The sequence below is a fragment of the Pseudomonas sp. CFSAN084952 genome (assembly GCF_009648855.1).
Classification (GTDB): Bacteria; Pseudomonadota; Gammaproteobacteria; order Pseudomonadales; family Pseudomonadaceae; genus Aquipseudomonas; species Aquipseudomonas paracarnis.
In genome coordinates, this window is record NZ_CP045767.1 from 3357360 (window position 1) to 3370444 (window position 13085).

20 protein-coding genes are annotated in these 13085 nt (G+C 56.8%); 18 read left to right on the top strand and 2 right to left on the bottom strand.

Annotation, left to right across the window (positions count from 1 at the left end; genetic code table 11):
* Positions 1 to 24 precede the first annotated feature (24 nt).
* From GH769_RS15015 to GH769_RS15090, 16 genes are all read left to right on the top strand, one after another.
* A complete protein-coding gene (locus tag GH769_RS15015) occupies positions 25 to 1170 on the top strand; it encodes an ImmA/IrrE family metallo-endopeptidase (RefSeq protein WP_153649835.1) in 1146 nt (381 codons plus the stop codon).
* On the top strand, positions 1157 to 1633 hold the full coding sequence (locus GH769_RS15020) for a DUF4411 family protein (RefSeq protein ID WP_153649836.1): 477 nt from the start codon (positions 1157 to 1159) through the stop codon (positions 1631 to 1633). Before GH769_RS15015 ends, GH769_RS15020 begins: the two co-directional genes overlap by 14 nt.
* A gap of 91 nt (positions 1634 to 1724) precedes the next feature.
* Positions 1725 to 2051: a DUF2388 domain-containing protein gene (locus GH769_RS15025; protein ID WP_153649837.1), complete on the top strand. Its 327-nt coding sequence runs from the start codon at positions 1725 to 1727 to the stop codon at positions 2049 to 2051.
* A gap of 109 nt (positions 2052 to 2160) precedes the next feature.
* On the top strand, positions 2161 to 2955 hold the full coding sequence (locus GH769_RS15030) for a hypothetical protein (RefSeq protein WP_153649838.1): 795 nt from the start codon (positions 2161 to 2163) through the stop codon (positions 2953 to 2955).
* Positions 2956 to 3122: 167 nt separating this feature from the next.
* Entirely contained in the window at positions 3123 to 3374 is a 252-nt protein-coding gene (locus GH769_RS15035; RefSeq protein WP_153649839.1) for a DUF1654 domain-containing protein, read from the top strand.
* A 428-nt stretch (positions 3375 to 3802) separates the two neighbouring features.
* Positions 3803 to 4057, top strand: a complete 255-nt coding sequence (locus GH769_RS15040) for a hypothetical protein (protein ID WP_010211459.1) — start codon at positions 3803 to 3805, stop codon at positions 4055 to 4057.
* A gap of 64 nt (positions 4058 to 4121) precedes the next feature.
* Positions 4122 to 4646: a hypothetical protein gene (locus GH769_RS15045; RefSeq protein ID WP_153649840.1), complete on the top strand. Its 525-nt coding sequence runs from the start codon at positions 4122 to 4124 to the stop codon at positions 4644 to 4646.
* A gap of 105 nt (positions 4647 to 4751) precedes the next feature.
* Positions 4752 to 5063: a hypothetical protein gene (locus tag GH769_RS15050; protein WP_153649841.1), complete on the top strand. Its 312-nt coding sequence runs from the start codon at positions 4752 to 4754 to the stop codon at positions 5061 to 5063.
* Positions 5041 to 5277, top strand: coding sequence for a hypothetical protein (locus tag GH769_RS15055; RefSeq protein ID WP_034097476.1), 237 nt, complete (start codon positions 5041 to 5043; stop codon positions 5275 to 5277). The genes GH769_RS15050 and GH769_RS15055 overlap by 23 nt, the downstream gene beginning before the upstream one ends.
* Complete coding sequence (locus GH769_RS15060; protein WP_090403828.1) at positions 5267 to 5494, top strand: hypothetical protein; 228 nt, start codon at positions 5267 to 5269, stop codon at positions 5492 to 5494. The genes GH769_RS15055 and GH769_RS15060 overlap by 11 nt, the downstream gene beginning before the upstream one ends.
* A 57-nt stretch (positions 5495 to 5551) precedes the next feature.
* Positions 5552 to 6712, top strand: a complete 1161-nt coding sequence (locus GH769_RS15065; RefSeq protein WP_244962436.1) for a hypothetical protein — start codon at positions 5552 to 5554, stop codon at positions 6710 to 6712.
* Positions 6713 to 6765: 53 nt separating this feature from the next.
* Positions 6766 to 7731, top strand: a complete 966-nt coding sequence (locus tag GH769_RS15070; RefSeq protein ID WP_034097470.1) for a RecT family recombinase — start codon at positions 6766 to 6768, stop codon at positions 7729 to 7731.
* Positions 7731 to 8393 carry a lambda exonuclease family protein gene (locus GH769_RS15075; protein ID WP_034097469.1) on the top strand — a complete coding sequence of 221 codons (663 nt, stop codon included), beginning with the start codon at positions 7731 to 7733 and terminating at the stop codon, positions 8391 to 8393. Before GH769_RS15070 ends, GH769_RS15075 begins: the two co-directional genes overlap by 1 nt.
* A gap of 2 nt (positions 8394 to 8395) precedes the next feature.
* A complete protein-coding gene (locus tag GH769_RS15080) occupies positions 8396 to 8638 on the top strand; it encodes a hypothetical protein (RefSeq protein ID WP_153649842.1) in 243 nt (80 codons plus the stop codon).
* On the top strand, positions 8635 to 9105 hold the full coding sequence (locus GH769_RS15085; protein ID WP_153649843.1) for a hypothetical protein: 471 nt from the start codon (positions 8635 to 8637) through the stop codon (positions 9103 to 9105). Before GH769_RS15080 ends, GH769_RS15085 begins: the two co-directional genes overlap by 4 nt.
* Positions 9106 to 9174: 69 nt before the next feature.
* Positions 9175 to 9486: a hypothetical protein gene (locus GH769_RS15090; RefSeq protein ID WP_153649844.1), complete on the top strand. Its 312-nt coding sequence runs from the start codon at positions 9175 to 9177 to the stop codon at positions 9484 to 9486.
* Between the two features lie 57 nt (positions 9487 to 9543).
* Here GH769_RS15090 and GH769_RS15095 read toward each other — a convergent pair whose 3' ends face one another.
* On the bottom strand, positions 9544 to 9756 hold the full coding sequence (locus tag GH769_RS15095; protein ID WP_153649845.1) for a hypothetical protein: 213 nt from the start codon (positions 9754 to 9756) through the stop codon (positions 9544 to 9546).
* A 375-nt stretch (positions 9757 to 10131) separates the two neighbouring features.
* Between GH769_RS15095 and GH769_RS15100 the strand changes: the two genes are divergently transcribed.
* Both GH769_RS15100 and GH769_RS15105 read left to right on the top strand, forming a co-directional pair.
* Positions 10132 to 10620 (top strand): HNH endonuclease, encoded by a 489-nt coding sequence (locus GH769_RS15100; protein ID WP_153649846.1) that lies wholly within the window; start codon positions 10132 to 10134, stop codon positions 10618 to 10620.
* Between the two features lie 6 nt (positions 10621 to 10626).
* Positions 10627 to 12675, top strand: a complete 2049-nt coding sequence (locus GH769_RS15105; protein ID WP_153649847.1) for a DNA cytosine methyltransferase — start codon at positions 10627 to 10629, stop codon at positions 12673 to 12675.
* Here GH769_RS15105 and GH769_RS15110 read toward each other — a convergent pair.
* Entirely contained in the window at positions 12672 to 12956 is a 285-nt protein-coding gene (locus GH769_RS15110) for a hypothetical protein (protein ID WP_153649848.1), read from the bottom strand. The genes GH769_RS15105 and GH769_RS15110 overlap by 4 nt on opposite strands.
* Between the last annotated feature and the right edge of the window lie 129 nt (positions 12957 to 13085).

The window sequence follows — 13085 nt, forward strand, 5'->3', positions numbered from 1 at the left end:
GGTTGACCTGCGGGTTGAGGGCACATGGAGCGAATAGATTTCAATCAAGGCAGGATCGCCTGGTGCTGCGAAGACAGTAGAATTACGCTGTCGAATCTTGCTCTAGACACTGGTATTTCGGAGGTCACTCTCGAAAAAGCAATGTCTGAGGGGCGCGGCCTTACCTTCAATCAACTAAAGAAAGTTGCAGATTACTTCGGCCGCGGGATTCTTTTCTTTATGGAGGACGGCCCAGCCGACCCTGTTAAAGTTCATACTGCGGCTTTTAGGAGCATCGCAAATCAGAAGCCCGCTATCTCGACTAAATTGAGAGCGCTTATTGAGCGAGCCGAGCGTCAGCGCGATATCTATTTAGGTCTACGCGAAGAAATTGGCCAAGATATTGCCTCGTCTTTTTTACCGCCCGAGCTATCGACCGGTGTACTTAGCGCTGCTCAAGCTGCAAGAGCCTGGCTGGGACTATCGAAAGAAAATACTTTTGATCAGTATCGCGCAGCTGTAGAGCGCAAAGGTATTTTGGTATTTAGAAGTAATGGATATCACGGCCAGTGGCAAATAGCGAAAGACAACCCCGTTCTTGGTTTTTCTCTATACGATAAAAGATGCCCTCTTATACTCGTAAAGAAACAGTACTTTGAAAGTACTCAGACATTTACTCTTATGCATGAGCTTGGCCATATACTCTTGCACAAGATGAGTTCTATTGATGATGACGCGGATATTCATCACGGTACCGGCTCAGAGCGCGAAGCCAACGAGTTCGCTGGCCTTGTGCTTGTACCTGATAGCTTTCTTGAAACGATCAGCACTTGGGATAAGCCCGAGAACGCTGACGAATTTGATGAATGGCTATCGCCCTATAGAAAACGCTGGGGCGTAAGCGGCGAGGTTATATTGCGCAGATTGCTCGACTCTGGACGCCTTAGCGGAGAGGAGTATGGGGCATATCGAGCCTGGAGAAGCAGGCTGACAATCCCTGACTCTGACCCTGGCGGGAACAGAGGTTTTCGGCATCGAGAGCCTAAGCATATATTTGGTGATGGTTTTGTGAGAGTTGTACTGGACTCGCTAACCGCAAAAAATATCACGCTATCCAAGGCAAGTAGCTATCTTGATGGAATCAAGGTAAAGGATATACACGATCTTAAGGGATATTATGTGGGCGCTTGATGCTTCATCAATTATTTACGCCTGGGATAACTATCCTAAAGATCAGTTTCCAAAACTATGGAGCTGGCTAGACGGACTTGCATTCATTGGGGAGATATCAATCCCCTCCGTCGCCCATCAGGAAGTTAGCCACAAAACCCCCGAGTGCGGAAAGTGGCTTGATGAGATAGAAATATCAATACTTCACCCAAGCACAAAAATACTACTTTGCGCTACCCGCCTAAAGGAAATGCTTGAAATTCAAGGTGATAAGTATGGCGCAGGCGTAGGGGAAAATGACCTAATCATAATTGCGACGGCCGAATCTAACGGCCTAAATCTAGTTTCAAACGAAAAGGTCCAATTTGACCTGCCTAAGGTTCTATCAAAATACAAAATACCTGCCGTTTGCAGCAAGAAGAAACCGCCGACGATATGTATAGATTTCTTAGAGTTTATCAAACGCTCCAAAGCCACATTCTGAATTGCCCGGCCCAGCGCCGGGCTTCTTGTTTCTGCCAAGCGCCCTCCTCTGCTAAGGTAGCGCCCTCAGATCGCAATGGAAGCATCGAAGAATGGACTCATGGAAGACACTGGCGATCGCCGTATTGGCATCCTTCAGCACGCAGGCCGTATCAGGTGATGGCGCCAACCCTATCGCTGCCGCGATATTTCTCACAATCTCCGCGCCAACCATTTTAATTGGGGCGACCACATCCCTCACCACCGAGCCGCCAGAGGTTTTCAAGTCAGCCAAGACGGACGCCCTGGCGTTCATTGGTTCTGATGGAGATATTCGCGGCGCCCAGTTTGAGCAGGCATCTAGATACTACCGCTCGACCAGCACCCCGCCGCTGATGTCAGACAGGCAACTAGCCCTGGCGATCGCAGTTTCTCCCTGAGCACTCCATCGAGGCGGAACTGATACAACGACGACTCGTCCCTACCATTCAATGGTGGCTGTACGCCACGAATGGTAGAGTGATGGATCAATAAAGGGAGTGGTTAGCAATGGAAGAAAAGGCATGCCCTTACTGCGCAGAAACAATCAAGGCAGAAGCGATTCGATGCAGGCATTGCCAGGCTGACCTAACAACGTCAGCCTCCGCCCAGACTGCTAAACCTGGATCGTTGGGCAAGATACTGCTGTGGATAGTACTGACCCCTGTCGTCGCATTTGGCGCCCTGATGATATTTGGCTCGATGTCCGATAGGTCCTCCCTGCAATCTGGAGGCTCATCGTCATCACCATCGACGCCAAGAGCCGACCAGCAAGTTTGGATGGACTCATCAGCTATCGGCTGCATGACCGTAAGTGACCTCGATAGGGCTCTTGACCACTACGCCAGAGCTGAATACACGGCCTGGGCAGAGATCACTGGGTCCAGATACTGCTTTCATCAGAGCAATGTCAGCTCTGACATATCGTGGACAGTAATGCAGGTCCGCGGCGACCACATGCAGATCGGCCTAAAGCTCGCCTCGGAATATAGTAAAAGCCCAGAGCTCGGGAGGCTCAACTATTGGACGCTGACCAAGTGGGCGATTTTTGCAAAACCATCAAACGTTTCTGGCGATCCGGCAACACCTCAAGCTAAATCGCCACCCCTGAAGGTGGGTAGCAAATCCAAGCCGGCGACATTCGCGGCGCCTATTCGTGCAGCCGCCGACCCGTCCACAGCCATAAAGCGCGGAGTCAAGATTGGCGCTGTCGTTCAGGTCTATCAGCTGGATGCTGGTATGGTTCGAATATCTAAAGACGGCCAGCCTCCTGAGTGGATAGTCCCGGAAATGCTTGAGTGGTAGCCGCCATATAGAAAGCAAAGCCCGCCTTTAGCGGGCTTTTTATTGCGTAGAGGGAGGGCCAGCTTTAGATCATTTATGCATAAATGCATTTTTCCCCTAAATTCAGCTTGCCAATATGTCCGAGCATCAATACTGTTCATATATACAGTAACGACCAGGAGAGTCGCATGCAAAGCCCAGTGTTTACCACCTCGAAACCACCATCCTCCTACGAGTCGGCAGGCCGCCGACTGCAGGCCCTGATCGCCTCTCCATGCGTTCAAAAGTACCAGGCGGTGACCGTGTGCAGGCTGGAGCATGAAGCTCCCGAAGACTGGCAACGTCTTCTGGATGAGATCAGCGAAACAGCTGGCGTACGTGTCGAGACCCTAGAAGGCGGAACCGTCAGGATCGGCTGGCGAGAATACTGCGACGCATAAATTAGCCCGCCATTGAGCGGGCTTTTTTACGCCTGCTAATTTCAGCAAGCTGAATTTATTTATTCAGCATGCTTGACATGGTTATTTCAGCTTGCTTAAATTCACTCCATCGAGTCACCCAACAGGGACTCGCCAGGGCTCACAGCCCGCCGCTCTTTGGTTTCACCCCTTGCCGGATCACCACCGGCCCAGATTCAAAGGCAGCGATGAACCGGCCTAAACGGTTCAGAGGGTTGGCAACTGACCCGGGCGTGCAGCGTAAAGCGCCAAGAACAGTTATCCAGCGGGAGAACAAGCCGAAAGGCCCGCGGCTGGAGTGACATTTGATTCAAGCCGGTGACCGACGCCAGTAGCGGGTCACGGCGGAAAGCATCACTGAGCAGCCTTCTCGCGAGGGCTGCTTGGGATGACAACTAGGAGTAAGTGAAATGCCGAAGTACATGCTCGACTACATCCGGCTTTGCCGGGAATGCAGCCTGGATCTGCGCACGATCGGCAACATGATCAGCATCGTGATTCCAACTCTGCAGCGTGAGGCAGCCGGACTTCGCAGCGCGGTGAGCGAATTTGCCGGGGAATTCCCTGAGCTTGAGCAAGACGCCGAACTGCTGGAATCGGCCATACGCGCCGGGCTCCGGCGTTGCATGCCGCAGCCACAGCAGCAAGAGCTGTTCGCAGCATGAAGGGCCTTTTCACTGATGCACCTGATTACTCGGGTGCATTGGGAAAACAACCGGAGGAAGTGAGATGGCCTACTACAAGACAAGCGATGCCGGTGTTCTGGCGGCTTGGAAGGCGTACAGAGAAAGCGCGGATCGCTTGCAGGTGCTGGGCGAAGAGTTTGCCAAGCGCTTTGTAGGCGCCACCGCGCTGTTCCAGACCAGCATGCACAGCGGTCGTAACTTCTACGGCCTGAAGTTCAGCCCAGCAATGCCGCAGCCGCTGTGGACGAAGCCTGATCCGAAGGCAGATAGCTCGCAGTTCCCGCGCTCAAACCTACCGCCGGGCACCAAAGGTGAAGAGCGGAAAGCGTTGAAGCTTGAACTGGAAAAGCTTCAGGAAGAATTCAAGACGCACAAGCCGAAGGATAAAGCTGACCTGCAGCCCTTCCTGGATGCCATGGGGCTTGGCGGCGGCGCGCTGTTCTTCAACGGCTACAAGCAGGTCGTTACGCCTGACTGCATCTACGTCAGCACATCGGCAAAACCGAATGGTGTGATGACCGAAATCCTTGGCAGCGAGTATGAAGCTGCTGAAGCCGCGAGTAACTGAACAACCAACGCCATGACAGCCGGGAAAGACCGGCACCTCCCTTCCCCACCTCTATTACGTCAGCACTCCTCCCCCGCGCCCATCGGCAACCAGCGGGAGGCATGAGTGTTGACGAATACAGGTGAACAACCCGCCACTTTGGAGGTGACCATGCACAACAGCATCCAATCACGCCGCGACATCGTCGACGGTTTGCGTCAGCGCTCCCGTATCGCCACGGCCGACTTCTACAGGCTGATTGGTCGGCCGGAACCCGTGGCCCACTTCCGAATGATAGTGAAGCCAGCGGGCCGTGACTTCTTCCACGTTGTGGATAGTCGGACGGGCAAGGTGATGGGGTTCCGCCGAAATCACAACGAAGCGTGCGCCCTCGCCCGGCGCCTGGAGACTCGCCATGCCAACCAGCTACGCGGATAGCGCCCAGGCCAGGGAATCCGACAGGCGCTGGGACTTACCGAACTTCGGCAAAAAGCAGCACGTCGACCTGTTCCACGAATACACGGCAGACGACCTGGCAGAGCGCGATGCACGGCGGCTCAAGGAGCGGGCCAGCCTCAAACTGCGCATCGGCCTGGCCATGGCTCGGATGGAACTGATCTGTCCGCCCATCGAGGTAAAGCATGGATCTTAATCAACGAAACCACCAGACAGCCGTTAGCTGGATCGAAGGCGAGATCGAAAACATGATTCTCGACTTGGGCAAGCCAAACGCCAGCGCGGCGGCCACATCGTGCGTAACCCTTGCTTTCATGCTGCGGGTTATAGACGACAACGAACATCGATACTTCCGCGCTCGTATCGACAAGATTTACGCCAACTACAACGCCTCTATCGTTTCCGCCGCTTAACGGCGCCACCCCACCACAACACTTTCAATGCTGCGCCAGGCGCGGCGAGGGATCGTCATGTCCACAAATCCTAAAAAAGCACCCGCACAAGAATCGCTCGAAATGAGCGAAGCCGGAGATGCGCAAAAGGCTGTATCCCCTGCAGCAGCGGTGACCGACATCGCTGAATATCGGCCGCACGAAGAACAAATCGTTCGCCTGGAAACAACCTACGCGAAGCTGGTCGTTGACTGCTCGACGAGCGAAGGTTTGGCGAGCGCGAAGGAAGTTCGCGTCGACATCCGCGATGTGCGCTACGCCCTGGATAAGACCACCAAAACCGCGTTGGTGCCTTATCAGCAAAAGGTCAAAGAAGCTCAGGCTCGCGTCAACCAGGTAAAGGAGTTCGGTGAAACGCTCAAGAGTCGTGTGCTAGCGATTGAAGAGCCTGTCGATGAAGCGATCAAGGCCGAAGAAAAGCGCATTGCTGATGCCAAGGCAGAGCGCGAGCGTGTCGAGGCTGAGCGTGTCGAAGCCATCCGGGCGAAGATTACCCGCTTCAGCTCTGTCGCTGCCGCATACGCAAGCCGGAGCGCTGCCGATGTCGCAACGGTTCTGCAAAGTGTCAAGGAATCGGTGATCCTGCCAGAAGAATATGCCGAATTCGAAGCCGAGGGCACCATCGCTCGCGACAACGCTATCGAGCAACTGGAAACGTTGCACAAGTCTGCGGTGGACCGAGAAGAGGCAGCTGCCAAATTACTGGCCCAGCAGAAAGAGCTCGACGAGTTGCGCGAGAAGCAACGCATCGCCGACGCTGAGGCCGAAGATTTGCGCAAGCAGCGCGCCGAGGAAGATCGTCAGCGCTTAAAGAAGCAGCAGGACGAGCTGGACAAGCAGCGCCGCGACATGGAAGAACAGCAAAGACAACAGCGTGAGCAGCATGAAGAGCAGCAGCGCCAGCAGCGCGAGCGCGACGCCCAGTATCAGCGAGATCAGGAAGAGCTGGCCCGTCTGCGCGCCCAAGCTGTCGCGCCGGCCCCGATCATTGCTACGGCTCCTACCTCAATCGAAGCGAAGGCCGAATTCGCACCAGTCAGCTCACAGGCGACCAGCGCTGAACAGGACGATTTGACTACGACCGCGCCGGCAGTTGACGACATTGTCGAGGTTGTAGCGCTGGGCTTTGACGTCGACCTCGAAACTGCTCGCGCCTGGCTTCGTGCCATCCGCTTCTAACCACCCTTTCCATCTCACAGCCAGCAAATCTCATGCTGGCTACGGAGGGCGCTATGACAGATACAGATACTCAAGCACAGACAGGCCTCGCTACGTACCACGATCCATCGCACAACGCGGCAGCGCTCATCCTTGACCCCGGCACCATGAGGTCGATGACTGATCTTGCGACCATGATGGCTGATGGAAAAACGACGGTTCCTGAGCATCTTCGGGGTAACAGGGCCGACTGTATGGCAATCGTCTTGCAGGCAATGCAGTGGCAGATGAACCCATTCGCAGTAGCCCAGAAAACGTTCATCGTGAAGGGTGGCGCACTGAGTTACGAAGCCCAATTGGTCAACGCCGTAATCACATCCAAGGCTCCAACCATCGACCGATTGCACTATGAATGGTTTGGTCCCTGGGAAAACATTGTTGGCAAATTCCTCGTTAAGAAAAACTCGGAAAACAAGGAATACCGCGTGCCTGGCTGGGGCCTGCTCGACGAGGTGGGGCTGGGAGTCCGAGTTTGGGCAACCTTCCGTGGGGAGGATGAACCGCGAGTGCTTGAGACGCTCATGGCGCAAGCTCGAACTCGAAACTCCACCCTATGGGCTGACGATCCAAAGCAGCAGATTGCGTACCTCGCAACAAAGAAATGGGCTCGCCTATTTTGCCCTGACGTAATTCTGGGCGTTTACACGCCTGACGAGTTTGAAGGCTCATACGGGAACGAGATTGACATCACACCCGCCGAGCAGACCGCGAACATCGCTGCGGCTGCTGGCGTGTCATTCGGACCGAAATCCCCCTCACCAGAAATCGACGGAGTATTCGCGGACCTGCTGGCCGTTGCGAAGCGCCAAGATATCGAAGCCTACGCGGCAGCCTGGGCGGGCCTCAAGCCGAAGCAGCGTGCAGCAATCGGCCTGGAATGCCATGAAGCACTCAAGAGCATGGCTGCGACAGTCGACGCAGACTTCACCGACATGACCAGCGCCAACGGCGCCCAACCCCACACTGAGGAGGCCGCGTAGTGAGAACTGAGCTTCAGGGCACTGAGAAGTGGCATGCGGACCGATCCGGCCGCGTCACAGCCAGCCGCTTCAAAGATGTGATGGCCTGGGGGAAACCTGACAAAAACGGCAAGCGCGAGCCAATGGGGGCGCGCACCTCATACATGCGCGAACTGTGCTTCGAGCGACTGGCAAAGAAGTCCAAACATAACGTCAGCAGCGCTTCCCTAAAATGGGGGCACGCTGAAGAACAAAAGGCCCAGGACGCCTACGAAATGCTGACCGGCAACATCGTCCTCGCCTCCGAATTCATCGTTCACCCCAAGTACGACTGGCTCGGCTGCTCACCGGACGGCCTGATAAATGATGATGGGGGCACCGAATCGAAGTGCCCATTCAACGAAGCGATACATATCAGGACTTGGCTGGAAGGAATGCCCGAAGAACACATGCCGCAGGTCCAGGGCTGCATGTTCGTTACCGGCCGCAAATGGTGGGACTTTATTTCGTTCGACTCGCGTCAGGATGAGGATTGTCAGCTCTACATCGAGACGATTTACCGCGACGAAGCCTACATCGCCAACCTGCACAGAGAACTGGTCCAGTTCAACCTAGAGCTGAATCGCATGGTTGACGAGGTAGCGGACAAAGCTCGGGCGCAAGCCCATCGTTTAGGAGCCTGATCATGATCAGCAACCACCTAAGCCTGGTCGAGGAACAGCGACAGAACGTTGATTCAATCGCGGAACGTACAGCGCAGTTCCTGGCCGCCGGCGGAACCGTAGTGCAGTTACCGAGCCCGCCTCGCAAACCTCTGCCACCGCCCCGCTCCACCAAGATCGATCCCGAAACCATTCTCAAGCGCCGCAAGCCGCCCATCACACGGGCCGAGCGTGAAGCGCTGCGCAAACTTGCGGAGGCAATATGAGCAAGCGCAAGTCGCATAACCTCAAAGCCCGCATTGATCGGTCCTGCCGGTCGCTGCTGGCCTCAAACCACGTCGCCGTCGTCAACATCGACCCCAGCGGCCGCCAGGGCATGATCAATTACAAGTCGCTGAAGAACATCGCACCCGGAAAGATCGGCCAGGCCGTCTGTGGCATCCCTCACCGGTGGACGATCTACCTCAGCGCGCTTTGCATCGACGCCCGCGGCGACCGGTACAGCAAGTCGGTGGAGGTGGCGCCCGATGGTGTCTACCTCTCCGACCACCTGGAAGACGTGATCGAGCATTGCTACAAGGACCTGCGCGATTCGGCGAATCAAAGCCAGATGGTGGCTTCGGGCTGGATCGCCATTCCCGAGGCGATATCACTGGACGAGGCACACGCCGCGCGGATCTTCGAAGCGGTCGGCGCATGGCGCCAGGTGAAGGTAGATTCATGCGCCGCATAGCCCGCATCCAGCAACGCAAACGTCAAACCTGGCTAGCACTGCCGGCCAGCGGAATAGAAGAGGTAGGCCATGGCCATGGATCAGAAAGCGCGATCTGCAAAGAGCGCGGCGAAACGCAAGGAGCTTGGCGAGGAAGAGCTTCGGCACCGGGTACGGGCTGGCGAGAAGCAAATGCTCGCCGACCTCATGGCCTGGACTGAAGACACCGAACAGGCATCAGTGATGGCAGGCTCCCTTCGCTATGTCCACTCCCTCGGCAGAGACGGTGCGCGTGAAGCGCTTCGTTCGCGCCACAAAATCGAAGTTAACGAAACCGTGGCGGCAGAACTCTACGCCATCGGCCAGCGCCAAGCATCACGGCTCGACGCCGAAGAAGCATAACCAAAGACCGCCGCAGAGATGCGACGGTAAAGCGCTAGGTAATCTGCCGAGCAAAAATTACGGCGGCGGAAGTTTTGAAGAAGGAGTGCTTTTAGCGTCTAGGCGATCAGCATCTGCAATAGCCGCATCCAGATCATACAACCAGGTTGAATCCGCGCCAGGCCCCACTAATTCGTAGGCCACGACCTCCTTCGTGTCGTCGAGATGAGTTTGCACTCTCTCATAGACAGTGAATTTCCCTTTGCTGTAAACAGCGGCGCCTCGTTTCATTTGAAACTCCTTGATCCGGCTCCATGCCGGTCACCCGTAATACCCCATATCACTGAACAGCGCCAGCCGGCGAGGCAGCGCTATTCGCCCATCATGGCCATCAAAGTGGCCTCCAGTGCTGTGCGACGTGTCTCGTAGGTTCAGGGCCGTACGCGAGCTCACGCCACTGCGCCAGGTCCGCGATCAGCTTGAGCCCGTGACGCACCTCCGCTTCCAGCCTCTCCTCGGGAAGGCTGAGTAGCCGCACAACTTCATCCCCTATCAGGCGTACAGCTTCCACATCGGTTTTCGCACTCATATAAGCCTCCATTTGTATGTGTGATTGAAAACCAATAGCCCAAATTCACGAATCAAGCCAGCCGGCGAGGCGAAGCTATGCCTATCACCCCGGAATACCTGAAGGCGATCCTCGCCTACTCCCCTGAGACTGGTGTGTTCACTTGGTTGGTGAGCAGAAGCCGAACACCCGCGGGTTCAATAGCTGGGAGCTTGGTTTCCAGTGGCTATCTGACGGTGATGATCGATAGGAAGCGGCACAACCTGCACCGACTCGCATTCGTCTACATGCTCGGCCAGCACCCGCCCGAGTTCGTAGATCACATCAACGGCAAAAAGACTGACAACCGCTGGATCAACCTCCGCGCGGCGAGCCCAGTGGAAAACGCAAGAAACCAAAAGCGCAGTTGCAAAAACTCCAGCGGAATATCCGGTGTCTCGTGGGATTCGCGAGGCCTATGGCGATCCTTCGGATACCTAGCAGGCAAACAAATAACCCTGGGCCGCTACTCATCAAAGTTTGATGCAGCGGCCGCCAGAAAATCCTTCGAAAACAGTCTCGGCTATCACGAAAATCACGGGAGATAAGCCCCTATGTCCGCACAACAGAAGAAAAACCCCTTCGATTTCAAAACCCAATACGGACTCGGCTTCAACCCTCAGGACGATGAGATCGTTGTCGACTTCTTCTGTGGTGGTGGCGGCGCCGGGACTGGCTTGGAAATGGGCCTGGGCCGCGCGGTGAACGTGGCGAAGAACCATAGCCCGCAAGCGATCAGCATGCACACCGTGAACCACCCCGGCGCACAGCACTTCACCACCGACGTGTTCGAGGGTGACCCGGACACCGAATGCGGCGGCAAGCCAGTGGGATGGTTTCATATGTCGCCGGACTGCACACACCACAGCCAGGCCGCCGGCGGCCAGCCGCGCAAGCGCGAAATCCGTAACCTGTCGTGGATCGGCCTTAAGTGGGCAGGCATGAAGCGGCCCCGGGTGATCAGCCTGGAGAACGTTAAGCAGATACTGCAATGGGGCCGGCTGATCGCCAAGCGCGACAAGGCCACCGGCCGGGTAGTGAAACTAGGCGGTGACGTGGCAGCACCTGGCGAGATCGTGCCAGTCGGCCAGCAGTTCCTGATTCCTGACCCGAAGCAGCGCGGCCGGACCTGGCGCCGCTTCGTAGCCCTGCTGGAAGGCATGGGCTACGTCGTAGAGTGGAAGGTGATACGGGCGTGCGACTTCGGCGCGCCCACCAGCCGGGAGCGCCTGTTCATGATCGCCAGGTGCGATGGGCAGCCGATCGTGTGGCCTGAGCCGACCCACGCGAAAAACCCGCTCAAGGGCCAGCAGAAGTGGAAAACCGCTGCTGACTGCATCGACTTCACCGACCTGGGCAAAAGCATATTCGGACGCAAGAAGGACCTGGCACCGGCCACACTGCGCCGCGTTGCCAAGGGCATGAAGAAGTTCGTTATCGACAGCGCGGCGCCGTTCATTGTGCCAATCGCCAACTGGTCTGGCGAGACGGTGCAGTCTGCCGACCAGCCGCTGCGCACCGTAACCTCCTACCCGAAGGGCGGAGCGTTCAGCGTGGTCAGCCCAATCATCGCACCGGCAACGCACCAGGGCAGCGACCGAATCAACGACCCACTCGAACCTCTACCGACAGTGACCTGCGCGAATCGCGGCGAACTGACGCTGATCAGTCCACTGATGGTTGGGGCCGGCGGCCCGGAGTACTCCGGCAAACCAGTGGGCGTGGAACAGCCGGTGGGCACGCTGATGACGCAGAACCACCGCGCGCTGGCTTCCGCCTGCATCGTCCAGGCTGGGCACGGCGAGGGCTCTGGCGCAAACAAACGCCGCTCCCACGGCGTGAACGACATCTGCGGGCCGATCGGCACCGTCACTGCCAGCGGCGGCGGTCAGTCGGTCAGCGCCGCGCTGATGATCCAGGCCAATGGCGGATTCAACACCACGCACGCCAAAGGCATGCACGAACCCATGACCACGGTGACCAACACCGGCAGCCAGCAGCAGTTGGCAGTGGCGAACCTGGTGCACCTGCGCGGCAACTGCGATGCACGGGACGTGAACGACCCGCTGCACACCGTCAGCGCCGGCGGCCAGCACCACGGATTGGTCAGCGCATTCATGGAGCGGGCATTCGGCGGCAGCATTGGCCAGGGCCTGGAAGATCCCGCGCCCACCATCACAGCCGGCGGCGGGGGCAAGAGTTCCCTGGTGTCCCTAACGCTTTCGCCAGAGCATGAGGCTGGAGCCCTGCGGGTCGCTGCGTTCCTGATCAGCTACTACGGTACCGAGAACATCAGCGCTTGTGACTCACCGGCGCCGACAATCACCACCAAGGACCGTCTGGCAATGGTCACGGTGATGGTCAAGGGCACTCCCTACGTGATCGTCGACATCTGCCTGCGGATGCTCAAGCCAACCGAGCTGTACAAGGCCCAGGGCTTCCCGGCCGACTACATCATCAGCCATGGTGCCGACGGTAAGCCGTTCACCAAGACCCAGCAGGTCCACATGTGCGGCAACAGCGTCAGCCCGCCGCCAATGGCGGCGCTGGCGCGGGCCAACGACCCGTGGCGAATGGATGAGCGTCAGGCAGTAGCAGCCTAATCCCGATCGCGGATATCAGCACATGCGTAGCACTCATCTGCCGCAGACTCGACGACATCCTTCACGTGATCGGTCATATCACGCGAGTCGTCGAAATTTCCCACCTCGCCACTTGTTATAAGAGAATTTCCAAGTTTGTAAGCGGGAGTGGGATCTTTTCCAGGGTTGTAATGATTGGAATGTCTGTCGCAGTACTTAAGTACGCCGGCTCTCACCGCAATGCTGATTGCAGCGGACTCTTTTTCCTCTTCTTCCATCATCGCGTTCTTGGCTTGGCCCATTGCAGTAACTCCGAATGAAGTGAGAGCCCATCCTGATCCTCTCCTTTCGGTAACTCAAGCCGATTCGAAAGACTCGCTTGCAACCGTTGATTTCTTCCACCGCCCGGGCATGGCCCGGCAAGGACTCCC